The sequence below is a fragment of the Arthrobacter sp. H14 genome (genome assembly GCF_000520495.1).
Classification (GTDB): domain Bacteria; phylum Actinomycetota; class Actinomycetes; order Actinomycetales; family Micrococcaceae; genus Arthrobacter_C.
Window position 1 is genome coordinate 152,614 of record NZ_KI914621.1, and the last position, 22,493, is coordinate 175,106.

Sequence of the window (22,493 nt, forward strand, 5' to 3'; positions counted from 1 at the left end):
CGCATGACGATCCACTACTTAACCACCGCCGATGACCCACGGGTTGCCGATTACATCCAGCTCACCGATGTGAAACTACGACGACGGCGGGAGCCGGCCGAGGGCATGTACATCGCCGAAAGCTCCAAGGTGCTGCGGCGTGCCCTCGATGCCGGACACACACCCCGGTCGTTTTTCCTGGCGGAAAAATGGCTCGACGGTCTCGCCGACGTCTTCGCCGCGTACCCGGAGGTTCCCGTTTACGTCGGAACCGACGCGGTGCTGGAGGAAATCACCGGTTTCCATATGCACCGCGGAGCCATGGCTGCCATGAACCGTCCGGCTGAACTGGCTCCGGCTGAGGTGCTCAACTCCGCCCGCCGTGTCGCCGTGCTCGAAGACATCACCGACCACACCAACATCGGCGCGATCTTCCGTTCCGCCGCGGCCCTCGGCGTCGATGCTGTCCTGATCAGCCCGCGCTGTGCCGACCCGCTGTACCGGCGGAGCATCCGGGTAAGCATGGGAACGGTATTCCAGATTCCCTGGGTGCGTCTACAGCATTGGCCGGGCGGACTGGATCTGCTGCGGGAACATGGATTTACGACGGCGGCGCTCGCCCCGGGCGCCGGGTCGCTGAGCGTGGACGGGCTGAGCGCGATGAACCATGAAAAACTCGCCCTCGTCCTGGGTACCGAAGGCGACGGCCTGCGGCCGGAAACCATCGCGGCCACGGATCTGTCGGTGCGGATACCGATGCGCGGGGGAGTGGATTCGCTCAACGTGGCTGCCGCGAGCGCGGTCGCCTTCTGGGAATGCCGGCCACGGGGAGCAGTGCAGCCGGGTTTCGTGATACCCGGGCAAAAGCGCTAGACTGGATTGCTGGCCATACTGGCCGTCTATAAACTTCCGCAAACAGTGCCTGGCAAAATCCAGGCAACTACAGAAGGTATAACTGTGAAGACTGATACCCACCCCAAGTACGAGCCCGTCGTTTTCCGCGACCTGGCCTCCGGCACCTCCTTCCTGACCAAGTCCACTGTCGGCTCCGACAAGACGATCGAATGGGAAGACGGCAACACCTACCCGGTCATCGAGGTGGAGATTTCCTCCGAGTCGCACCCCTTCTACACCGGCAAGCAGCGCATCATGGACAGCGCTGGCCGTGTTGAGCGGTTCAACGCACGTTTCAAGGGCTTCGGCGGCAAGAAGTAGCAATGTTTTTCGAAAACAGACCCGGGCATCTGCCCGGGTCTGTTTTTTGGTTAACCCGGTGCCCGGAACGATGGCGTCAATGCCTATGCGCCAGCACGGCTAGCCATATTGGTTTCCCAAAAGGTGCAGCTTCGGATAGAACGGATCCCATGGAACACGCACACGGTGAATACAAGGTCCTCGGCGGCAAACTCGTCGTGGCGGATTTCGACGTTGAAGGCGCTCAGCTGGCCAACGTCTCTATCAGCGGGGACTTTTTCCTCGAACCGGACAGCGCCCTCGCAGACATCAACTCTGCCTTAACCGGGATGTCCGCGGATGCTTCGGCAAAGGACATCTCCACCGCCATCGGAGGGGCGCTTAGGCCGGACGTATCCATGCTTGGATTCTCGCCCGAAGCTGTTGCCGTCGCGGTCCGCCGCGCCCTCGCGAAGGCCACAGGCTGGGGAGACCACCAATGGGACGTCATTCGTCCCCGCGCCTTGCCAACCGAGGTCAATGTCGCCCTTGACGAGGTTTTGACCGAAGAAGTGGGTGCAGGCCGCAGGAATCCCGCTCTCCGGATCTGGGAGTGGAAAGAGCCCGCTGTCGTCATCGGAAGTTTTCAGTCCCTCCGTAATGAAGTGGACCCGGATGGCGCCCGGAAGCATGGCGTCAAAGTCGTCCGCCGCATCAGTGGCGGCGGGGCCATGTTCATGGAGGGCAACAACTGCATCACCTACTCGTTGTATATCCCGCAGACACTCGTCGACGGGATCAGTTTCGTTGATTCGTACCCGTTTCTGGATACCTGGGTGATGGCAGCTCTGCATGAGATGGGCATCAAAGCCTGGTACCAGCCGCTCAACGATATCGCGACCGAGGACGGAAAAATCGGCGGCGCGGCGCAGAAGCGCTTGAGCAATGGCGGAATGGTCCACCACGTGACCATGTCCTACGACATCGACGCTGACAAGATGCTCGACGTCCTGCGCATCGGCAAGGAAAAACTGTCCGACAAAGGGACAACCAGCGCCAAGAAACGCGTCGATCCGCTTCGCCGGCAGACAGGGATGTGGGCATCAAAGCCTGGTACCAGCCGCTCAACGATATCGCGACCGAGGACGGAAAAATCGGCGGCGCGGCGCAGAAGCGCTTGAGCAATGGCGGAATGGTCCACCACGTGACCATGTCCTACGACATCGACGCTGACAAGATGCTCGACGTCCTGCGCATCGGCAAGGAAAAACTGTCCGACAAAGGGACAACCAGCGCCAAGAAACGCGTCGATCCGCTTCGCCGGCAGACAGGGATGTCGCGCCAGGACATTATCGAGACCATGATTGACACGTTTACCTCCCGCTACGGCGCCGGTGAATCAAAAGTTACCGATGACGAGATGGCGAGCGCCGAGGCCAGGGTCGCCACCAAGTTCGGTACAGAGGAATGGCTGGCGCGGGTTCCATAGCCGTTATGTGGCGGCCGCCGCGGATACAGCCTGTGCTGTCAAGGCCCGCAGGAGATGGTCACGTTGCTCGATCACAATGCGGCGGAGCGCTGTGGGCGAACCGCTGTGCGTCTCCAGCCACTTGTCGGCCGTCCGGATTACCGGATGGTCAGCGGGCTCTTCCCCGGCGGTGATTTCCTGACTGGCGGGAAAGAGCCCCCGGACGACCCGACTGGCCAGTTCTATACTCTTGTCATCCCACACGTGGTCAAGAACTTCGAAGTACTTCCCGGCATAGGGGTCGAGCAGTGCGTGCGGACCTTCGTTGAACCCGTCGATGGTGGCGCTCAGAAGTTCATTGGACAGTTCATTGCCGTACACGGAACTCTGCCAGGCAGCGGCCTTAACCGCGGCGTCCGGACGGGCTGCCATGGCGCTGGTGTAACCGGCCCGGCCTGATGCCGTGTTGTCGGCCGCCAGTTCTTCCTTGAGCTGTTCCTCGGAAACACGTCCGTTCGCTGCGAGCGCCTGCAGGAACTTCCATCTCAGTTCGGCATCCAGCGTCAATCCTTCGACAGCGGCTGTTCCGGAGAGCAGGTCGGAGAAGTAATCAGCGTAGGTGGTCGTGTTGCGGCTGAGGGTAGCGGCCGCGCGGGCCCAGGCAAGCTGTTGGTCGCTGCCGCTTCCGGCCGCCTGAAGCTGCTCGACCAGTACCCAAAGATGATGCTCGCGGACATCATCGCGGATGGCGGGGGCGGTGTAACGCTCGATGGCCCCGCGCGCATTCAGCAACAGGTTCTGGAGGACGCCGATGTCCGTTTCCCCGGGGGCGTGCCGCTCCACGGCGGCCAAATACTGCTGTGCCGGCAGCACTCCGTCCCGGGTCATATTCCACAATGCCGACCAGCACAGTGCCCGCGCCATCAGATCTTCGACCTGGCGCAAATGATTCAGGACCGTACTCAGCGAAGCTGGATCGAAACGTACTTTGGCATACGTCAGGTCTTCGTCATTGACGAGCAGCAGCGCAGGCCGCGCTTTTCCGGCGAGCTCTGGAACGGTCGTTCCTGCGCCGGAAACATCCAGTTCGACGCTTTCGGTGCGGACAAGCGCGTCCCCATCGAAGTTGTAGCATCCGACCTTCAGACGGTGCGGCCGCGGTTGCTGCTGGCCGCTGACCGGGTCCACAGCATCCTGGACAATCGTCATTTCGGTGATGACGTCGTCGTTCTCTTCAACGTCGGCCGTCAACGTGGAGATGCCGGAGGTCTGCAACCATTTTTCCGACCAACCACCGAGGTCCCGGCCGGAGGACCGGCTGAGGGCACTGAGCAGATCCTTCAGGGACGTATTCGAGAAGGCGTGGTCCTCGAAGTACTGCCTTGATCCTTCGATGAAGGAATCGAATCCGACGTAGGCGACGAGCTGCTTGAGGACGGAGGCGCCCTTGGCGTAGGTGATGCCGTCGAAGTTCTGCTTCGCCGCCTCGAGATCGTGGATGTCGGCGACTATGGGATGGGTGGTAGGCAGTTGATCCTGCAGGTATGCCCACGCCTTGCGCCCGTTGGCGAAGCTAACCCAGGAGCTCTTCCAATCGGTGGCTTCGGCGACGGCGAGAGCCCCCATGTAGTCGGCGAACGATTCCTTGAGCCACAAATCGTCCCACCAGAACATGGTGACCAGATCGCCAAACCACATATGTGCCATTTCGTGCATCAGGGTGTTTGCGCGGCCTTGGTATTGGGCGTCGGTGGCACGCGAACGGAATATGTACGCTTCGGTGAAGGTCACCAGGCCAGGGTTTTCCATCGCGCCAAGGTTGTACTCCGGGACAAAGGCCTGGTCGTACCCCCCAAAGGGGTACCGGTACTGGAAGAGATTATGGAAGAAGTCCAGGCCACGCTTTGTCAGATCGAAAACGTTTCCCGTGTCGAAGGCGTCGGCTAGGGATGCCCGGCAGTACACCCCCAGCGGGATGTCCAGCGTTGCGCCGTCGTCGAAAGTGCGGCTCCAGTGATCCTGCGCGCTGAAGTAGGGGCCGGCGAGTACGGATGTGATGTAGGTGGAGATGGGTTCGGTCGTGGCGAAGTCCCAGCGGCTCAAACCCGTCGCCGAGGCGAGTTCACTCCGGTCCGCCTCGGCGCCGTTGGACGCCACGGTCCATTCCGAGGGGGCGATGACGTGGAAGGTGTAAGTACCCTTCAGATCAGGCTGCTCAAAGTTGGCGAAAACCCGCCGGGCGTCGGCCGGTTCGTATTGGGTGTAAAGGTAGGTTTTGCCGTCGGCCGGATCGACGAAGCGGTGCATTCCCTCTCCGCTGCTGCTGTACAGCGCGGTACCGGTGACGGTGACTTGGTTTTCCTCCGCAAGGTCATGCAGGTGGATGCGGGCGCCCGAAACGCACTGCTCGACGTCTTGGGAATGGCCGTTGAGAATGATGCTGTGCACGCCGCTGCCAATGAAGTCGAGGAACGTGCTGGCGCCAGCCTCGCAGGAGTTGAACGTAATGACACTCTGTGTGGTGAATCCGGGGGAGCCGGCGTCCTGGGCCGTCCTCAGGTCCAGGGAGACGTCGTAACTCTGGACGGAAATCAGGCTTGATCGGCTGGCGGCTTCACCGCGGCTGAGATTTTCGTTTTGCACCCGGCTATTTAACCACGTCCGGTTGCCGCTTGTTGCTTTCGTCCGGTGGCAGCAGCATCACTTGCTACCGGCCGGTAGGAACAGTACTATCCGCTTCAGCCCTGGATGAGCAGTACTACTCCGTAGCCCAAAACGGCGATAAGCAACCACGAGAGCATCGCCGTCGTAAGGGCTTTTCCACCTTGGCTGAACAGTTGGCCGACCCGGACCATGGAGCCGAGTCCAAAGAGCGCGGCGGCCAGGAGCAGATCCTGCGCGATGGTGGCAACTGCCAGAACTTCGTCGCCGACGAGTCCGGCCGACCTGACGGCCACCATGGCGATAAATCCGATGACGAAGAGCGGAACCAGAGGCGGTCGTTTGCCGCTTGCGGTGCGCGGCGCGGTGAGTGAGGCGGCAGCCACCATGGGCGCCAGCATGAGCACCCGGGTGAGTTTGATGAGGACGGCCGCAGTCAGGGCTGCCGTCCCGGCCGTTTGCGCCGTGGCGACGACCTGACCGACGTCGTGGACGGATGCCCCGACCCACTGTCCGAAGGGCACCGGATCAAGCCCGAGCGGTTGCATCAGCAGCGGCAGAACACCGATGGCCAGCGTCCCGCACAGCGTGACAAGGGCGATAGGGACAACCGTATCCTCCTGCTTTGATCCCCGGGAGCCGCTCATCGCTCCGATGGCGGAAGCCCCGCAGATGGCGAAGCCCGAGGCCAACAGCACCGGCTGGTCCCCGGGGAGCCGGAAAATCCTGGCCAGCAAATAGGTACCGGCGAAGGCAAGCAGAACCATGACGACGACGGCGGCGAACGTTGCCCAACCGAGTCCGAGAATGTCGATCACGCTCAGTTTCAAACCAAGCAGAACGATGCCGGCACGCATCAGATGTTTGCCCGCAAAGCCAAGACCGGGTTTAAGCCTGCCGCGGACGGGCGCCCCGGTTCCCGGGAAGTTGGCAGCCAGAATGCCGAGTACGACGGCGGCGGTCATCACCGGGATGACGGGAACCAACACGTGGACGAGGAATGAGAGCGCGACCGCGGCCGCGCAGGCCAGCAGGCCGGGCCAAACCGGCGTCCGGAGGGTGGGGGCGTCTCCGACGGGCACATCGGCTCCTGGACGATGATTTATGCGCACTCACCTACTCTCTACGATCGGCGGCGATTGCACCAATTTTGCACAAGAGATGTGGAATTGAGATGTATTCCGCGCTGATCCGTGGCACGCTGAAAGCATGCCCGACCTTTTCGAAGACTACTCGAATGCTGCAGAGCGAACCCGTGCCTACGACGAGATGTTCACTCCCGGCGAGGTTCCCCGCGAGGCGTATGCCCAGATCGCGGGAGCCTTGGGGGAGTTGACCCTCGCCGATGTAACGGCGCGTGCCGACTCGATGGCGAGGACCTTCCTCGACCGCGGCGTGACCTTTGACTATGCCGGAGAGGAGCGTCCGTTCCCGCTTGATATTGTTCCGCGCGTTATCACCGCTTCAGACTGGGACATTGTCGAACGCGGCGTGGCCCAGCGGGTACGCACACTCGAGGCTTTCCTCAATGATGTTTACGGCAACATGAAGGTTGTCGCCGACGGCGTCATCCCCCGCCAGCTGGTGACTTCCAGCGCACATTTCCACCGCGAAGTGGCTGGTTTTGATCCGGCGGGCGGTGTCCGGGTGATGATTTCGGGCATCGACTTGATCCGTGACGAACAGGGCACGTTCCGGGTGCTCGAGGACAATGTGCGGGTTCCCAGCGGCGTGTCCTATGTGCTGGAGAACCGGCGGGCCATGGCCAAGGGATTGCCGGAGGCTTTCGGCCAGCAGCAGATCCGCCCAGTGGAGGAGTATCCGCGCCGGCTGCTGTCGGCCTTGCGGAAAACGGCGCCGCCGAGCGTCGAGGATCCCACCGTCGTCGTACTTACTCCGGGTGTCTTCAACAGTGCCTACTTTGAACACACATTGCTGGCCGGGTTGATGGGTGTTGAACTGGTCGAGGGCCGCGACCTGATCTGCCGCGGAAACCGCGTCTACATGCGCACCACGGCCGGTGAACAACGCGTGGATGTGATCTATAAGCGCATCGACGATGAATTCCTGGATCCGCTGCAGTTCCGCTCGGATTCCATGCTGGGCTGCCCCGGAATCGTCAATGCCGCCAGAGCGGGCGGGGTAACGATTGCGAACGCGGTGGGTAACGGCGTCGCCGATGACAAGCTGGTCTACAGCTACGTGCCGGAGCTGATTCGTTACTATCTCGATGAAGAGCCGATCATCCCGAATGTTGACACCTACCGGCTGGAGGAGCCCGAGTCGCGTGAGTACGTGTTGGACAACCTTGACAAGCTGGTCGTTAAGCCGGTCGATGGTTCCGGCGGCAAGGGCCTGGTCATAGGTCCTGACGCCTCCCGGGAGGAGCTGGATACACTCCGCGCCAAGGTGCTGGCCGACCCGCGCGGCTGGATTGCCCAGCCGGTGCTGCAGCTGTCCACGGTTCCGACCATGTCGGGTGATAAATTCGGACCGCGGCACGTGGACCTGCGTCCGTTCGCGGTTAACGATGGCGACGATGTCTATGTTCTACCGGGCGGGCTGACCCGCGTTGCCATGAAGGAAGGCTCGCTGATCGTGAATTCCAGCCAGGGCGGCGGATCGAAGGATACGTGGGTGCTGGCCGACGGCGCCGGTGGCCCGGTGGAACGCGCTCCGGAACGTTCAAGCATCCGGCTCCGTGAACGCACCAGCGTCTGGCCGATTGACAGCAACTGGCAGGACCGGCAGTCGGAGTCGGACCAGTGACGGGCGGAAAGGGGCGGCGGTTGGCGCCGCTTCGGAAGTCCTCCGCCGGGGTAAATAAGCCCGGCTGTATCGATCGAGGAAAGGTGGCACCATGCTGAGCCGCATTGCCGAATCATTGTTCTGGATCGGCCGGTATGTTGAGCGCGCCGATGGCACCGCCCGCATCCTCGACGTCCACCTGGAGCGCCTGAACCAGATGCCCTCCAACGAGCAGCATCAGGTGTCCCGGGATCTGCTGGCGATTATGGGGACCCGACCCTCGGCTGATGAAGATTTCGGGTTGAATGACCTGCTGCAATCGCTGGCCTACGACCGCACAAGTCCGACGTCGATCTCGGGTTCATTGGGCGCCGCGCGCGAGAACGCCCGGCGTGCCCGGGAAACCGTGTCATCGGCGCTGTGGGAGTGCTTGAACACGACGTGGTACGGACTGAACCAGCACCGCAAGGACGTCGTGGGTACCTACCGGTTCTGTAACTGGGTGCTGGAACGAACCGCGATGGTGACCGGGCTCGCGGATACCACGGTCAGCCATGATGAGGGCTGGCAGTTCCTGGTCCTGGGCCGCAGCCTGGAACGGGCCGACATGACGGCACGGATGCTCTCGACCCAGGACGTGATGTCCTCGTCGATGTCCTGGGTGAACATGCTCCGCTGCGCCGGCGCCTACGAGTCCTTCCTGCGGACCAGGCAGGCGGCTTTCGGGGACGACCATGCGGCCGAATTCCTGCTGCTGGACCGGCTGTTTCCGCGCTCGATCGTCTACGCGCTCAGCGACGCTGAGAAGTGCCTGGCCAGCCTGGAACCTTCCTACTAGCGGGTCGGCTTCGGCAATGACGCACGCCGCGTCGTCGGACAGGCCCGCACCTTCCTCGAGTTCCATCAGACCAATGACCTGCTCTCTGAGCTGCCCGAACACATGGAACGTGTGCAGAAGGCAACGGCGCAGGCGTCCGACGCTATTTCACGCAAGTACTTCTCGCAGGCTGAAGACCTGTCCTGGGTGGGTGAGCTTTCATGACCAGACTCCGCATTGTGCACCGTACCGGATACGCCTACGCCAACCGCGTGAGCATGTCCTACAACGAGGCCCGGATGACTCCGCTGACGGACCAGAACCAGGTGGTGCTGGAGTCCTACCTGGAGATCAAGCCCACCCACGCCGTCGTCGGTAATTACCGCGATTACTGGGGAACCCGTGTGACGACCTTCGATATGCAGTTTCCGCATGAGGTGCTCGACGTTTCGGCGACGACGACGGTTGAGGTTTTCCGCAGCGACCCGGTCATCTCGGAAGATGCACTGCTCGACTGGGAGGAGTTGCATTCGCCGGGGATCACCGATGATTTCGCCGATTGGCTCCCGCAGACGAGGTTAAGCAGCACCGGTGCTGAAGTGCAGGAGAAGGCCCGCGAGGTGGTGGCGGGTAAGAATCCGTACGAGGCTGCCCGTGCCGTGTTCGATTGGCTCCGGGACGAGATGGAATACGTCCAGGGCGTGACCGGTGTCCACTCCAATGCCGAGGAAGCCTGGCTGGAGCGGAAGGGCGTCTGCCAGGATCTGGCGCATCTTGCGATAGGTGTTCTCCGGGGGCTTGGCATCCCGGCGCAGTACGTTTCCGGCTACCTGCATCCGCGGCCCAGCGCCGGCATCGGGGAAACCGTCCAGGGGGAGTCGCATGCGTGGATTGAATGGTACGACGGCGAGTGGCGCGGCTGGGATCCCACCAATGGCAGCCCTGTGGGCGATTTCCATGTATCCGTGGCGCGCGGCCGGGATTACCGGGATGTACCTCCGTTGAAGGGAATCCTCTCCGGTGGCGGAGGCTCGGAGCCGCACGTATCGGTGGAAATCACCCGGCTGGCCTGACGGGCTCCTAGCTCTCTTCCGGAACTACCTGGCCTTTTCGGAGGACGGTGAGGCCGGAGTCTGTGATGGTAAAGCCGCGGCTGCGGTCCAGGTCGGGATCGACGCCGATGGTGGCGCCGGCCGGCACATGGACATTCTTGTCCAGGATTGCACGCTTGACGATAGCGCCTTCGCCGATCCTGACGTTGTCCATCAACACGGAACCGTAAACCTGCGCATGGTCTGCAACGAAGACATCCGTCGAGAGGACGGACGAATCGACGCTGCCGCCGGAAATAACCACACCGCTGGAGAGAATGGAGTCCGATATTGCTCCCTGCGTCGACTCGCCGTGCACCAATTTCGCCGGTGGAGAGACGGACTGCCGGGTGTAAATGGGCCATTGCAGATTGTAGAGGTTGAACACCGGCAGGGGCGAGATCAGGTCCATATGCGCGTCATAGAACGAGTCGATGGTTCCGACGTCGCGCCAGTACTGGCGGTCCCGTTCGGTGGAGCCCGGGATAATGTTTTCGGTGAAGTCGTAGACGGCGGCGTCGTTGCGGTCAACGAAGTGCGGGACGATATCGCCGCCCATGTCGTGCTTCGTTTCCAGCCGCTCGGCATCGAAACGCAGGGCCTCGACAAGCGCATCGGTATTGAAGACGTAGTTACCCATTGAGGCCAGGAACTGTGATGGGTCATCGGGCAGTCCCGGCGTCGTGGAGGGCTTTTCCACGAACGCACTGATGCGGTCGGGGCGCTCGGGATCGACTTCGATCACTCCGAATTGATCCACCAGTTCCACGGGCTGACGGACGGCGGCCACGCTGGCCGAGGCGCCGCTGGCGACATGTTTCTCGACCATCTGGTCGAAGTCCATGCGGTACACGTGATCGGCACCGACGACGACGACGATGTCCGGTTCGGCATCCTGGATCAGGTTCAGGGATTGGAAGATTGCGTCCGCACTGCCCAGAAACCAGGTCTTGCCAATCCGCTGCTGGGCGGGCACTGAGGCAATGTAGTTCTGCAGCTGCGTGCTCATCCGCCAGGTCTCGGAAATGTGCCGGTCCAGGCTGTGCGACTTGTACTGCGTCAGCACGACGATTTGGCGATAACCCGAGTTGACCAGATTGGAGAGTGCGAAGTCGATGAGGCGATAACTCCCGGCGAAGGGCACTGCAGGTTTTGCCCGGTCCGCGGTCAGCGGCATCAGCCGTTTTCCCTCACCGCCGGCCAGAACTATCGCCAAGACCTTTTTTCTCGCCATGCGGCACTCCTGAACTGTCGTTTATCGCGCCTCGGTTACCCATCGGAATTACTCCCGACGTCTTCACACTAGATGAGAAGCATTGACTGCACTACCTTGGAGGGGTGCGTGTAGATATTGTGACAAAAGAATTCCCACCGGAGATCTACGGCGGGGCGGGTGTGCATGTAGCTGAGCTGAGCCGTGTGCTGGCCCGTCAGCTGGACCTGCGGGTGCGGTGTTTCGGCGCCGCCCGGCCGCAGGATTTCCATGGCGCTCAGGTCCAGAACTATGAGGTTCCGGCGGACCTGGCGGAAAGCAACGGTGCCCTTCAGACGCTCGGCGTGGATCTGCGCATTGTTCCCGATGTCGCCGGCGCCGACCTGGTGCATTCACATACGTGGTACGCAAACATGGCCGGTCACCTGGCCTCGCTGCTGCACGGTATCCCGCACGTTCTCAGCGCCCACAGCCTGGAACCGCTCCGCCCCTGGAAAGCGGAGCAGCTCGGCGGCGGCTACGCATTGTCGTCCTGGGCGGAGCGGACCGCGTACGAGAGTGCGGCAGCAATTATCGCCGTCTCGGCGGGGATGCGCGCGGATATCCTCCGCTGCTACCCGCGGGTGAATCCGGACAAGGTCCATGTGGTGCATAACGGGATCGACGTCCAGCAGTGGCAACCCGACGGGAATGACGATGCCGTCCGTGCCCTGGGTGTCGACCCGGACCGGCCGAGCGTGGCGTTTGTCGGCCGGATCACCAGGCAAAAGGGCGTTCCCTATCTGCTCCGCGCGGCATCCTATCTGCCGCCGGAAGTCCAGCTGGTGCTTTGCGTCGGTGCGGCGGACACGCCGGAGCTGGCAGCGGAGGTCGCCACGCTGATCGATGGACTCCGCGCCGAACGCGATGGCGTCTTCGTGGTCGAACGGATGCTTCCCCGTGAGGAACTGGTGCAGGTGCTCAGCTCCGCCACCGTCTTCGCCTGCCCGTCCATTTATGAGCCGCTCGGCATAGTGAACCTGGAGGCGATGGCGTGCGGTACGGCCGTCGTCGCCAGCGCCACCGGCGGCATCCCGGAAGTGATTGACGACGGCGTCACCGGAACCCTGGTGCCGCTTGAGCAACTCACCGACGGCAGCGGGACGCCAACGGATCCGGAACAGTTCGTCGCGGATTTCGCCGGCGCACTCAATGCCGTCGTCGCCGATCCGGACCAGGCACACCGGATGGGTGAGGCCGGCAGGAAAAGGGTGGAGGAGCACTTCTCCTGGTCGGCCATCACGGAGACCACCATCGGCGTTTACGAGTCCGTGCTGGACTAGGCTTTCTTCCTCGGCGCCTTCTTGCTGATCTTATTCCCGGCGGACTTGACCCGTTCGATCAGGATTTTCTCGTCCATGGCCGCGTTGCCGCTGGCACGTTCCTTGCGCTGATAGGCCATCGCTTCATCCTGGCGTTCCTTCTCGGCGCCGCTGGCAATGGGGGCCCGCAGGTGCTGCTGCTCGTAACCGAAGGCGTCCACCAGGTCGACTGCATGCGGACGCAGGCGTGCCAGCAGACGGTTAATGTAATCGCCCAGGGTACGCGCACGCTGGTTCGATAGGCGGCCGTTCATCAGGTACCAGGCCAGGTTCCGTTCAATCAGGCAGAGGCCGAACAGATCGCGCAACCGCGTCAGAACCTCATGCGTCCCAGCGTCCTTGATGGTGTCCAGACCGCGGGTGAAGGCCTCCCACTGCAGCAGCTCGGCGTGGGCGACAGCCGTTTCAATGAGTTCGTTCTGTTGTGAATTGAACAGTTGCGCCGCTTGCTCCTTCGGCATCTTGGCCGCAACCTTCAGCTCGCCCGCGAGGTTACCGACCATCGTCTCCACACGGTCTGTCAACAACGAGCGCTGCGCATCCTCGTCGCGCAGGGCGACCGCGGAACGGCGTTCGTCGCCGCTGTCCGCGAATGTCTGCACGGCGCGCCGCAGTCCTGTCCGGTGCAGCGTCAGCTCTGTTGCCTGCTCGGCGACAAAGCGCGCCATCATGCCGAAATCGACGTTCTTGAATTCCTTGGCGTAGTCCGCCAGCAGGCGTTTGGCCACAAGTTGGAGCAGGACGGTGTTGTCGCCTTCAAAGGTGGCGTAGACGTCCAGATCGGCGCGCAGTGATGTGAGCCGGTTTTCGGCCATGAAGCCGGCGCCGCCACAGGCCTCGCGGCACTCCCGGAGTGTGTCCAGCGCATGCCAGGTGGACAGCGACTTGAACGCGGCGGCGAGTGTTTCAAGGTCTTCACGGTCCTCGTCGCTGTCATGTGCGCCGGAGAAGACGTCGTCGAACTTCTGCAGCAGTTCCTCGTGCGCAAAGCTGGCCGCGTACGTCGTCGCCAGCCGGGGGAGGAGGCGGCGCTGGTGCCGCTGGTAGTCGAGGATAACCTCTTCAGCCGTATCAGAGGAGGCGTTGAACTGGCGCCGCTCCGAAGCGTAGTGAATGGCGATCTTCATGCCCACCTTGGTGGCGGCGACGGCGGCACCGTCCAGTGAAACGCGCCCCTGGACCAGGGTGCCCAGCATCGTGAAGAAGCGCCGGCCGGGGCTGGCGATGGGGGAGGCATATGTTCCGTGCTCATCGACGTCGCCATAGCGATTGAGCAGATTGGCCCGTGGAATCCGCACATTGGTGAAATGCAGGCGGCCGTTGTCGATGCCGTTCAGTCCGCCCTTGAGCCCGTCATCCTCGCCGCCGATGCCGGGCAGGAACTCTTTTTCTCCGTTTCGGAGCGGTACGTAGAAGGCATGGACGCCATGGTCGATGCCCTGGGTGATCAGGTGGGCGAAGACGACGGCGGCGAGGCCATCAATGGCGGCGTTGCCAATATATTCTTTCCACGCGGCCCGGAACGGCGTGTTGACAATGAACTCATCGGCGTCGGGATCAAAGGTGGCCGTTGTGCCAATGCTGGCGACATCAGAGCCATGGCCGGTTTCCGTCATCGCGAAGCAGCCCGGGATCTCCAGGTTCATGATGCCAGGGAGCCATTTTTCGTGGTGCTCTTCAGTGCCGAGATGCAGGACGGCGGCACCAAACAGACCCCACTGGACGCCGGCCTTGATCTGCAGGGACGGGTCCGCAATCACGAGCTCCTCGAAGCCGGCGATATTACCCCCGTGGTCCTCGCCGCCGCCGAGCGACTTCGGAAACACGCGGTGAACTGCCTTATGTTCAACGAGGTAATGCATCTGCTCAAAGACACGCTTGCGGTGCTCAGCCATCGACTGGCCTTCGATGCGGTGAACGGCATCGCGGCCAGCCAGTTCGCGCGCGGTGCGGCGGACATCCGCCCAGCGGCCCAGCAACGCCGCGCCCAATGCGGCGACGTCGACGCCGGCCTGGCTGTCGTCGTCGTACACGGGTTCCGGCCCGGCATTCTTTGCGGGAATGGTGCTCCTCGTGGCAGCGGTTACCTGACTCATTGATGATCCTTCTGTCTGGTCGTTTCGTGTGGGCCGGATGCTGTGTCCGGTATGTCAATGGAGATGCCGGCGAACAGCCAGCGGGTGATGTGTTCCGCCATGTTTTCGCGGCCCGGTTTGCCGGGTCCTTCCGGCGTGCCGAGCCACAGTTCGCCGGCGGCGCGGACCTGCCCGATGGCGGCGGTGGGCCAGTAGGCGATGGTGGTGTGGAGATAGGCTTCGGGCTGGTTTTGCAGGTAGGTCCGCATCGGCGCCTCCATCATTTCCCGGATGGAGGCAAAGAAATGGCTCAAGGTGCCGGAAGCCTCCGCGTCCGTCGGATTGGTCAGCGCGTCCAGGCCATCTGTCCTGGTCACGAACGTGTAGACATTCGGTGATGTTTCGGCCATCTGCAGATACGCCGAAACCATGGCATGCAGCCCCTCTCGGGCGGTGCGTGCCGTCCGGGCGGCTGTCACAAGTTTTTCCTGCATCTGACCGATGACCACTTCGCCCATGGCCTCCTGCAGGCCGGCCTTGTCCCCAAAGTAACGGTAGAAAACCGACTTCGACGTTCCTGCCACCGTGGCGATCTCGTCCATGGAAGCGCCGTAGCCCAATTCATGGATGGCGCGGCGGGCGGATTTGATTAGCGCAATTCGGCGCCGGGTGCGGTGGGCCTCCCAGCGGGAGGATCGTCCGTCCTCGGTGTTGGTGACAAGGTGGTGCGGATTATTCACGATACCCAGCGTATCAGGTACGCTAAGTATCAGTAACAATCTTCCGTGCTCTTGAGGAGAGACCTATGGACAATTCAAGCGGGAACAACATACAGCAGACGGCGGCAACAAGCGGGCAGCAAAACCCCGCGGACACAGGTGCCTCCGGCGTCCGGCGCAAGGCCGTTGTCATTGGCGGGAACCGGATCCCTTTCGCCCGGACGGGCGGCGCCTATGCGCGGTCATCCAACCAGGACATGCTCACCGCAGCCCTTGATGGCCTGGTGGCGCGGTTCGGCCTGCAGGACGAGCGGATCGGCGAGGTCGCGGCCGGTGCGGTCCTGAAGCACTCGAGGGACTTCAATCTGACGCGGGAATCGGTCCTTGGTTCCGCGCTGTCCGCCGAAACACCGGCGTACGACGTTCAGCAGGCTTGTGCAACAGGACTGGAAACCGTGGTTGGCCTGGCGAACAAGATCAAGCTCGGCCAGATTGAATCCGGCATTGCCGGCGGCGTGGATACGGCATCGGACGCACCTATCGCCGTCAGCGAGGGCCTGCGCGAGGTGCTGCTCAGCGTCTCCCGTGCCAAGTCGCTGAAGGAGAAGCTCACAGCAGTCAGCAAGCTCCGTCCCAAAGATCTGGCTCCCGACGCGCCGTCGACAGGGGAGCCCCGTACCGGACTGTCCATGGGAGAGCACCAGGCACTGACCACCGCGCACTGGGAAATCAGCCGCGAGGCCCAGGATGAACTGGCCCTGGCCAGTCACCGGAACCTTGCCGCCGCCTACGGGCGAGGGTTCTTCGATGACCTGGTCACGCCATATCGGGGGCTGTCCAAGGACTCGAACATGCGCCCGGATACGACCATGGAGAAACTGGCGAAGCTGTCGCCGGTGTTCGGTAAGAATCTCGGTCAAGGCGCAACCATGACAGCCGGAAACTCGACACCGCTCACGGACGGGGCGTCCACTGTCCTGCTGGGTTCCGAGGATTACGCCCGCAGCCGCAACCTCCCCATCCTGGCCGACGTCGTGGATGCGGAGGCGGGCGCCGTGGACTTTGTCCATGGCAAGGAAGGCCTGCTGATGGCTCCGGTTTACGCGGCACCGCGCCTGCTGGCCAGGAACGGCCTGACCCTGGAGGACTTCGATTTCTTCGAGATCCATGAGGCCTTCGCCGGCACTGTACTGAGCACTCTCGCAGCGTGGGAGGACGCCGGGTTCTGCCGCACACGCCTTGGATTGGACAAGCCGTTTGGCAAGGTGGACCGGAGCAAGCTGAACGTGAACGGATCTTCGCTGGCAGCGGGCCACCCCTTCGCCGCAACCGGCGGCAGGATTGTTGCCACGCTGGCCAAGATGCTGCACGAAAAAGGATCGGGACGAGGGCTGATTTCGGTGTGCGCTGCAGGCGGTCAAGGCGTAGTTGCCATTCTGGAAGCACGCTAGGGGGCGACGGTGGGAGACAAGTATCTAAACCTCGTCAACTCCGGAATCACCAAGGATCTGGCCAAGCGGCTTGGGTTGCCCCGGCCGGCGCATCTTCGCCGCTACCATCCCGGCGCTCCGCTCGTTACAGGTCCTGTCCTGGTCGTCGGCAAGGGCGCAGGGGCCGACGCGGCCGCTTCCACTTTGCTGGACTGGAACCTGGATGTCCGCCGCCACTCGGGACCGAAGGAGAAGCTGGGCGCGATTGTGCTGGCCCTGGACGCCATCGAACATCCGGATGATCTCGCCGCACCCGTTCTGGAAACGGGCGCAGCGCTGAAAGGCCTGCAGCCCGGAGGCAGGGTTATCAGCATTTCGCGCCCTGCAACGGCAGGAGATCCTACCGCCGTTGCCGCGGCACGCCAGGGTGTGGATGGTCTACTCCGGTCCATCGCACATGAACTGCGCGGCGGTGCGACTGGAAATGGAATCCTCCTGACCGACGGCGTCGATGCAGCGGCCACCAGCGTGACCGGGGCACTGCGGTTTTTCCTGTCGGGGCGAAGTGCCTACGTCGATGGACAGTTCCTCCTGGTGGGAAGCGGCAAGGGCAGCGTCCCCACTGACTGGGAGCGCCCGCTGGCAGGCCAGGTCGCCGTCGTCACGGGCGCGGCCCGCGGGATTGGTGCTGCCATTGCCCGTACCCTGCGGCGCGATGGTGCCGACGTCGTCGTCGTTGACGTTCCGGCGGCCGGTGACCACCTTGCCGATGTGGCCAACGAAATCGGCGGAACGGCACTGCAACTGGACATTACCGCCGACGACGCCGGACAGCGGATTCTGGACCATGCGCTGGGGCGGTACGGCCGGCTCGATATCGTCATCCACAACGCCGGCATCACCCGGGACAAGCTGTTGGCGAATATGGATGAGTCCAAGTGGAATTCGGTGCTGGCCGTCAATGTCGCCGCTCAGCTGCGGATCAATGAGCAGCTGATGAGCTCGGGTGGATTCAATAAGTCCCCCAGAATAGTCAGCCTCGCCTCGACCAGCGGCATTGCCGGAAACCGCGGACAGACCAACTACGCGGCGTCGAAGGCGGCGGTGATTGGCATGGTACGCGCAACGGCGCCATTGCTGGCCAATCAGGATGGAACTATCAACGCCGTCGCACCAGGCTTCATCGAGACGGAGATGACCGCACGGATGCCCCTGGCCACGCGCGAGGTCGCGCGAAGGCTCAACAGTCTGCAGCAGGGTGGCCGGCCCGCAGACGTGGCCGAAACGGTCGCGTTCCTCGCCGGCAGCTCCGCCGGCGGCATCAGCGGCCAGGTTCTGCGGGTCTGCGGGCAGAATCTGGTGGGAGCATGAGCAGCGTCCGGTTGCCGGAGATCCCATCGCTGTCCAGACTGTATCTGGCGGCGGCGGGAGCGGCGGCTAAGAATCGGGTGACGGGCGGACAGCGGAGGTTGTCGCTGCCGGCGGTCCGGCACGAGGTTCACTCGGTAACAGTCGACGTCGAACGGTTGACGCAGTATCAGCACCTGCTGCATGAACCCGCCCGTGATGTGCTGCCTTCGGGATTCATCCACGCAGTGGCGTTCCCGGTGGCGATGAGCGTTATGACGGACGAGGACTTCCCGCTTCCCCTGCTCGGAATGATCCATCTGCGCAACCATGTGGAACATTCGCGCCCCATTCAGTTCACTGAACCTCTTGACATCGCAGCATGGCCGGAGAATCTTTCCGGACACCGGGCCGGAACGCAGATGGACATGGTTGTCGAGGTTTCGGTGGGTGCCGACTTGGTATGGCGTGGAGTGTCGACGTATTTGGCCAAGGGTGTTTACCTTCCGGGAATCGATAGCCTTCGCGACGAGCAGGATAGTCGTGGGGACTTCGCCCCGCCGGCGCCGACTGCGCAGTGGCGGCTGGGTCTGGACACCGGCCGGTCCTATGCCGCCGTCTCGGGAGACTTCAATCCCATCCACCTCAGCGGCGTGGCAGCCAAGGCGCTTGGTATGCGCCGCTCAATAGCGCACGGCATGTACCTCGCTTCCAGGGTCCTGGCGACGGCGCGGCCGGACGGGGCCGAGGCATTCAACTGGGACATAGAGTTCGGGGCACCGGTCTTCCTGCCGGGCACCGTCGCACTGTCTGTGAAAGACCGTAACGAGCGGCAGGAGCAATGGCAGGGAGTGGATTACGTGGCCTGGAATCCCCGCTCCTCCCGAAAGCACTTTTCCGGATCCGTGACCGCGATGTAATTCTCTAAATCCGGAAGAATGTCACACAATTCGGCTGGTGTCTATAACAAACGTGTAAATTACGTTCTTTACAGGCGAAAAAGAAGATTTGCATTGTCCGTGATTCGTCTGCCGTGCTACCTCTTTTCAGGTCGGAATTTCCCGACAATCAATTTCATCTATGAAAGAGGTACACCACGTGAGATCCATGACCATGAGAGGATCTGCGATCGCCGCATCGGCAATGATGGCGACGGCGTTGCTGGGTGGTGCTGCAGCACAGGCCGACCAGTCCTTCACCCCGCGAAGCGATGGAGCTTCCAAGCAGCAGGTTCAGAATGAGTCGGTGGTTACGTCCTACTGGACGGAAGACCGGATGAAAAATGCAAAACCAGGCAGCGAGCTCATGCCGACGCAACAGGAAACGGCTATTGGCAATTCCCGGGCCGGTATCCCTACAACCATTCAAGGGCAGGAGCCGGAGAGCCGTCCCTACGTGAACGACAATTCCCGGAAGAAACGAGCCCAGTACCGTGCGGTGTCGGAGACCCCCGTCTCGCACATCGGCAAGGTTTTCTTCACCCTTGGCGGCACCGATTATGTTTGCTCCGGAAATTCGGTCGCCTCGAACAATGAAAACACCGTCTCCACCGCCGGCCATTGCTTGAAAGACGGCGCGGGTGAATGGGCCGCCAAGTTCGCCTTCGTCCCTGCGTACGAGAACGGTAACGCTCCCTACGGTGTTTGGGCTGCAACATCGCTCTACACCACCTCGCAATGGTCCGGATCGGGTGACATCAGCTACGACACCGCATTCGCCGTAGTCTCGAACCCCAATGGCACTGCTTCCCTGAACGACACAGTCGGTGCTTCGGGTGTGGCCTTCAATCAGGCACGCGGCCTCGACTATAAGGCCTTCGGATACCCGGCTGGCACGCCGTTCAACGGAACGTCACTGTACTCGTGTGCGGGGACGGCCACTGCCGATCCGTTCGGCCAAACCATGTCCCAGGGGATCCCATGCGACATGACCGGCGGATCGTCGGGCGGTCCGTGGTTCATCGGCAATTCCTCGGGCGGTGTGCAGAACTCGGTGAACAGCTTCGGTTATACCAGCGTGCCGAACACCATGTTTGGTCCGTACTGGGGCTCCTCAATTCAGAGTGCATATTCCAACGCTTCGAATTCCTGACTAGAAGTCAGGAATTTCGCAAAAGCGATCACAACGGCCGCAGTCCTGCGTGGACTGCGGCCGTTGCGCTGAGCAGGCAATGCGGCTGCCGCTAAGGTGGAATTCATGGAGAAAGCTCAAACCGCGCAACCGATGGCCACTTCCCTGGAGCTGGACGCAGCGGATCCGCTCGCGCCTTTCCGGGACCGGTTTGCCGGCGTCGGGGACATGACCATCCCTGCATATCTGGACGGGAATTCGCTGGGCAGGCCGTTGAAGGCGTCGCTGCAGAGAATGCAAAGCTTCATCCAGGATCAGTGGGGCGGGCGGCTGATCCGCGGCTGGGACGAGAGCTGGCTCGCACTCCCCGAACAGATCGGTAATGAACTGGGCAAAACGGTGCTGGGAGCAGCTGACGGACAGACCATAGTTGCGGATTCCACCTCGGTGCTTCTGTACAAGCTTGTCCGGGCTGCGGTGGCGGCACGGCCGGAGCGGCGGGAAATTGTCATCGACCGGGATAACTTTCCGACGGACCGTTTCATTGTTGAAGGCATCGCCTCGGAACTGGGAATGAGCGTCAGGTGGGTCGAGGCGGGGTTCGACGGCGGGGTGACGGCGTCGGCTCTCGGGGCAGTTGTCGGATCACGGACATCACTTGTGGTGCTGAGCCATGTTGCCTACCGGTCCGGGCACTTGGCCGACATGGAGCAACTGACCGCCTTGGTTCACCAGGCCGGCGCCCTGATGCTCTGGGACTTATGCCATTCTGTCGGGGCGGTGCCCATCGACCTGGATGCCTGCGGGGTCGATCTGGCCGTGGGCTGCACGTACAAGTACCTCAATGGTGGTCCCGGGGCGCCGGCCTTTGCCTACGTTAACGACAAGCATCACGATCTGCTCCGGCAGCCCATCCACGGATGGTTGGGCAGCCAGGACCCGTTCGGCATGGGGGAGGGGTATGTTCCGGCCTCGGGTATCCGGGGGTTTGCCAGCGGCACTCCGCCCATTATGGGAATGCTGTGCATGCAGGACATGATCGAACTCATCGGCTTGGCAGGCATGGAAGCCGTGCGGGAGAAGTCGATACGGCTTACCGAATACGCAATTGCCTTGGTCGACGAGCGGTTGACCCCAATAGGCGCCAGCCTTTCCTCTCCCAGGGATCAGCAATTGCGCGGCAGCCACATTACTGTTGACCATCCCAGCTTCGAGGCGATCACCGCGCGCTTGTGGAAACAGGGCATTATTCCGGACTTCCGCAAGCCGACCGGGATCCGGCTCGGTCTTTCACCCCTGTCCACGAGCTTCACAGAGGTGGAACGGGGAATCGACGCCATAGCGGCGCAACTTGCCTAGTGGTATGAGTGCGTCTCGTCGACCTTTGAAGCCACAAATTGGATGTGGTGCCATCCGCGCGCGGCGGCTTTGGCCGTCCTGGCGTCGATGGCGGAATTCCGGCGTTGAAGCAAGGCCAGAAAGGTGGCATCCACGATGTCCGACCGGATCTCCTCCAGCCAGGTGGACCGGATCTTTCCCACAACGGGCAACCGCAGTCCGGCGGTAATTGATTCGCCCAGGACCGCGGCCACTAGAACTGAACCAACGCCGACGGCGACGAGGGCTTCGAGCGGGAAACCCGCAGCCATCACGAATGCTGCTGGCGCCGGCAGGGTAACGAGCAACGCCCCTCTCTGCCAAGTGGCGGAACGGATTTTGCCCGATCTTTTGCGGCGCTCCGTAACCGGTGAGAGCATGCTGTCGTGAACGTCCTGTACCGCCTTGAGCCATTTCATATTGGTGCCCAAGCCGGACTTAACCAATTCGGCGGCCTCCTTGAGCGTTTCAGGGTGCTCGGCGCGTAACCGCACGGTGAGCGGATCATCCTCGTCCGCCCAGGTACGGGTCAGCCGATGATCAATAGCGGCGGCAAGATGATGCAAGCCGAGCCGGGACGCCTGCCGGACCACATGTTCAGGTCCGACCGCGATGGCTGGCGTGCCGCCGATGCGGTCGCTCCCTGTGCCTTCATCGGTCCGGATACCGTACCGGGGCGATCCTTGGGAGAGGCCGACCGATGTTCCCATATCGGCGCAGGATTCTCTCCTGCCGGAGCGGTCGTGCGTGTTGTTTACGCCATGGTCAAGTGACTCGGATATGTTGGTCATTTTGCCCTGGTCCTCCCTATTGCGGCCGGTTAATAAATAGTCCGCCAAGGGCGACGCCGGACCCAGCCCGAAGTATTAAGCGTACAAGAGGTTTTGTGGTATAGGCGAATGCGAATAATGGCATGCACTTCCGCCTCTCGAAATGGATGGTGTATTTGGGCGGACAGTGGATG

Annotated in this window: 18 protein-coding genes and 1 pseudogene; 13 read left to right on the forward strand and 6 right to left on the reverse strand. The window is 62.3% G+C overall.

The window, feature by feature from the left end:
• Positions 1-3: 3 nt before the first annotated feature.
• The 4 genes from Y707_RS23055 to Y707_RS28745 all read left to right on the forward strand — a co-directional run bounded on the left by Y707_RS23055 (position 4) and on the right by Y707_RS28745 (position 2,641).
• Positions 4-852, forward strand: a complete 849-nt coding sequence (locus Y707_RS23055) for a TrmH family RNA methyltransferase (RefSeq protein ID WP_051441582.1) — start codon at positions 4-6, stop codon at positions 850-852.
• An 84-nt stretch (positions 853-936) separates the two neighbouring features.
• Entirely contained in the window at positions 937-1,194 is a 258-nt protein-coding gene (locus Y707_RS0103015; RefSeq protein ID WP_026533979.1) for a type B 50S ribosomal protein L31, read from the forward strand.
• A 149-nt stretch (positions 1,195-1,343) separates the two neighbouring features.
• Positions 1,344-2,333, forward strand: a complete 990-nt coding sequence (gene lplB / locus Y707_RS23060; protein WP_035780058.1) for a lipoate-protein ligase small subunit — start codon at positions 1,344-1,346, stop codon at positions 2,331-2,333.
• Entirely contained in the window at positions 2,249-2,641 is a 393-nt protein-coding gene (locus Y707_RS28745) for a lipoate--protein ligase family protein (RefSeq protein WP_442853273.1), read from the forward strand. Before lplB ends, Y707_RS28745 begins: the two co-directional genes overlap by 85 nt.
• A gap of 3 nt (positions 2,642-2,644) precedes the next feature.
• On the opposite strand, the gene pepN is transcribed toward Y707_RS28745, so the two are convergent.
• Together pepN and Y707_RS0103030 are read right to left on the reverse strand one after the other, a co-directional pair.
• Entirely contained in the window at positions 2,645-5,263 is a 2,619-nt protein-coding gene (pepN, locus tag Y707_RS0103025; RefSeq protein ID WP_026533980.1) for an aminopeptidase N, read from the reverse strand.
• Between the two features lie 95 nt (positions 5,264-5,358).
• Complete coding sequence (locus Y707_RS0103030; RefSeq protein ID WP_026533981.1) at positions 5,359-6,363, reverse strand: YeiH family protein; 1,005 nt, start codon at positions 6,361-6,363, stop codon at positions 5,359-5,361.
• A gap of 127 nt (positions 6,364-6,490) precedes the next feature.
• Here Y707_RS0103030 and Y707_RS0103035 point away from each other — a divergent pair, with 127 nt between their 5' ends.
• From Y707_RS0103035 to Y707_RS0103045, 3 genes and pseudogenes are all read left to right on the forward strand, one after another.
• Positions 6,491-8,050 carry a circularly permuted type 2 ATP-grasp protein gene (locus tag Y707_RS0103035; RefSeq protein WP_026533982.1) on the forward strand — a complete coding sequence of 520 codons (1,560 nt, stop codon included), beginning with the start codon at positions 6,491-6,493 and terminating at the stop codon, positions 8,048-8,050.
• Between the two features lie 91 nt (positions 8,051-8,141).
• Positions 8,142-9,071 (forward strand): annotated as a pseudogene (locus Y707_RS23065) (alpha-E domain-containing protein).
• Complete coding sequence (locus Y707_RS0103045) at positions 9,068-9,919, forward strand: transglutaminase family protein (RefSeq protein WP_026533983.1); 852 nt, start codon at positions 9,068-9,070, stop codon at positions 9,917-9,919. The pseudogene Y707_RS23065 and the gene Y707_RS0103045 overlap by 4 nt, the downstream one beginning before the upstream one ends.
• 7 nt (positions 9,920-9,926) lie before the next feature.
• Here the strand turns inward: Y707_RS0103045 and glgC are convergent, their stop codons facing one another.
• The gene (gene glgC, locus Y707_RS23070; protein ID WP_035780060.1) at positions 9,927-11,171 is read right to left on the reverse strand and encodes a glucose-1-phosphate adenylyltransferase; all 1,245 of its coding nucleotides are present in this window, start codon (positions 11,169-11,171) and stop codon (positions 9,927-9,929) included.
• Between the two features lie 104 nt (positions 11,172-11,275).
• On the opposite strand from glgC, the gene glgA reads away from it, so the two are divergent.
• The gene (gene glgA / locus Y707_RS0103055; protein WP_035780062.1) at positions 11,276-12,472 is read left to right on the forward strand and encodes a glycogen synthase; all 1,197 of its coding nucleotides are present in this window, start codon (positions 11,276-11,278) and stop codon (positions 12,470-12,472) included.
• On the opposite strand, the gene Y707_RS0103060 is transcribed toward glgA, so the two are convergent.
• Positions 12,469-14,607: an acyl-CoA dehydrogenase family protein gene (locus Y707_RS0103060; RefSeq protein ID WP_026533985.1), complete on the reverse strand. Its 2,139-nt coding sequence runs from the start codon at positions 14,605-14,607 to the stop codon at positions 12,469-12,471. The genes glgA and Y707_RS0103060 overlap by 4 nt on opposite strands.
• Positions 14,604-15,326 (reverse strand): TetR/AcrR family transcriptional regulator, encoded by a 723-nt coding sequence (locus Y707_RS0103065; RefSeq protein ID WP_253905034.1) that lies wholly within the window; start codon positions 15,324-15,326, stop codon positions 14,604-14,606. Before Y707_RS0103065 ends, Y707_RS0103060 begins: the two co-directional genes overlap by 4 nt.
• Positions 15,327-15,391: 65 nt before the next feature.
• Here Y707_RS0103065 and Y707_RS0103070 point away from each other — a divergent pair, with 65 nt between their 5' ends.
• From Y707_RS0103070 to Y707_RS0103090, 5 genes are all read left to right on the forward strand, one after another.
• On the forward strand, positions 15,392-16,756 hold the full coding sequence (locus tag Y707_RS0103070; RefSeq protein ID WP_051441584.1) for an acetyl-CoA C-acetyltransferase: 1,365 nt from the start codon (positions 15,392-15,394) through the stop codon (positions 16,754-16,756).
• 9 nt (positions 16,757-16,765) lie between these two features.
• Positions 16,766-18,106: a 3-oxoacyl-ACP reductase gene (locus Y707_RS0103075; protein WP_026533988.1), complete on the forward strand. Its 1,341-nt coding sequence runs from the start codon at positions 16,766-16,768 to the stop codon at positions 18,104-18,106.
• The gene (locus Y707_RS0103080; RefSeq protein ID WP_026533989.1) at positions 18,103-19,002 is read left to right on the forward strand and encodes a MaoC family dehydratase; all 900 of its coding nucleotides are present in this window, start codon (positions 18,103-18,105) and stop codon (positions 19,000-19,002) included. Before Y707_RS0103075 ends, Y707_RS0103080 begins: the two co-directional genes overlap by 4 nt.
• 193 nt (positions 19,003-19,195) lie before the next feature.
• The gene (locus Y707_RS0103085) at positions 19,196-20,173 is read left to right on the forward strand and encodes a trypsin-like serine peptidase (RefSeq protein ID WP_253905035.1); all 978 of its coding nucleotides are present in this window, start codon (positions 19,196-19,198) and stop codon (positions 20,171-20,173) included.
• A gap of 105 nt (positions 20,174-20,278) precedes the next feature.
• Entirely contained in the window at positions 20,279-21,511 is a 1,233-nt protein-coding gene (locus Y707_RS0103090) for a kynureninase (protein WP_026533991.1), read from the forward strand.
• On the opposite strand, the gene Y707_RS28750 is transcribed toward Y707_RS0103090, so the two are convergent.
• Entirely contained in the window at positions 21,508-22,320 is an 813-nt protein-coding gene (locus tag Y707_RS28750) for a hypothetical protein (protein WP_155852653.1), read from the reverse strand. The two genes, Y707_RS0103090 and Y707_RS28750, sit on opposite strands and share 4 nt — an antisense overlap.
• Positions 22,321-22,493: the final 173 nt, after the last annotated feature.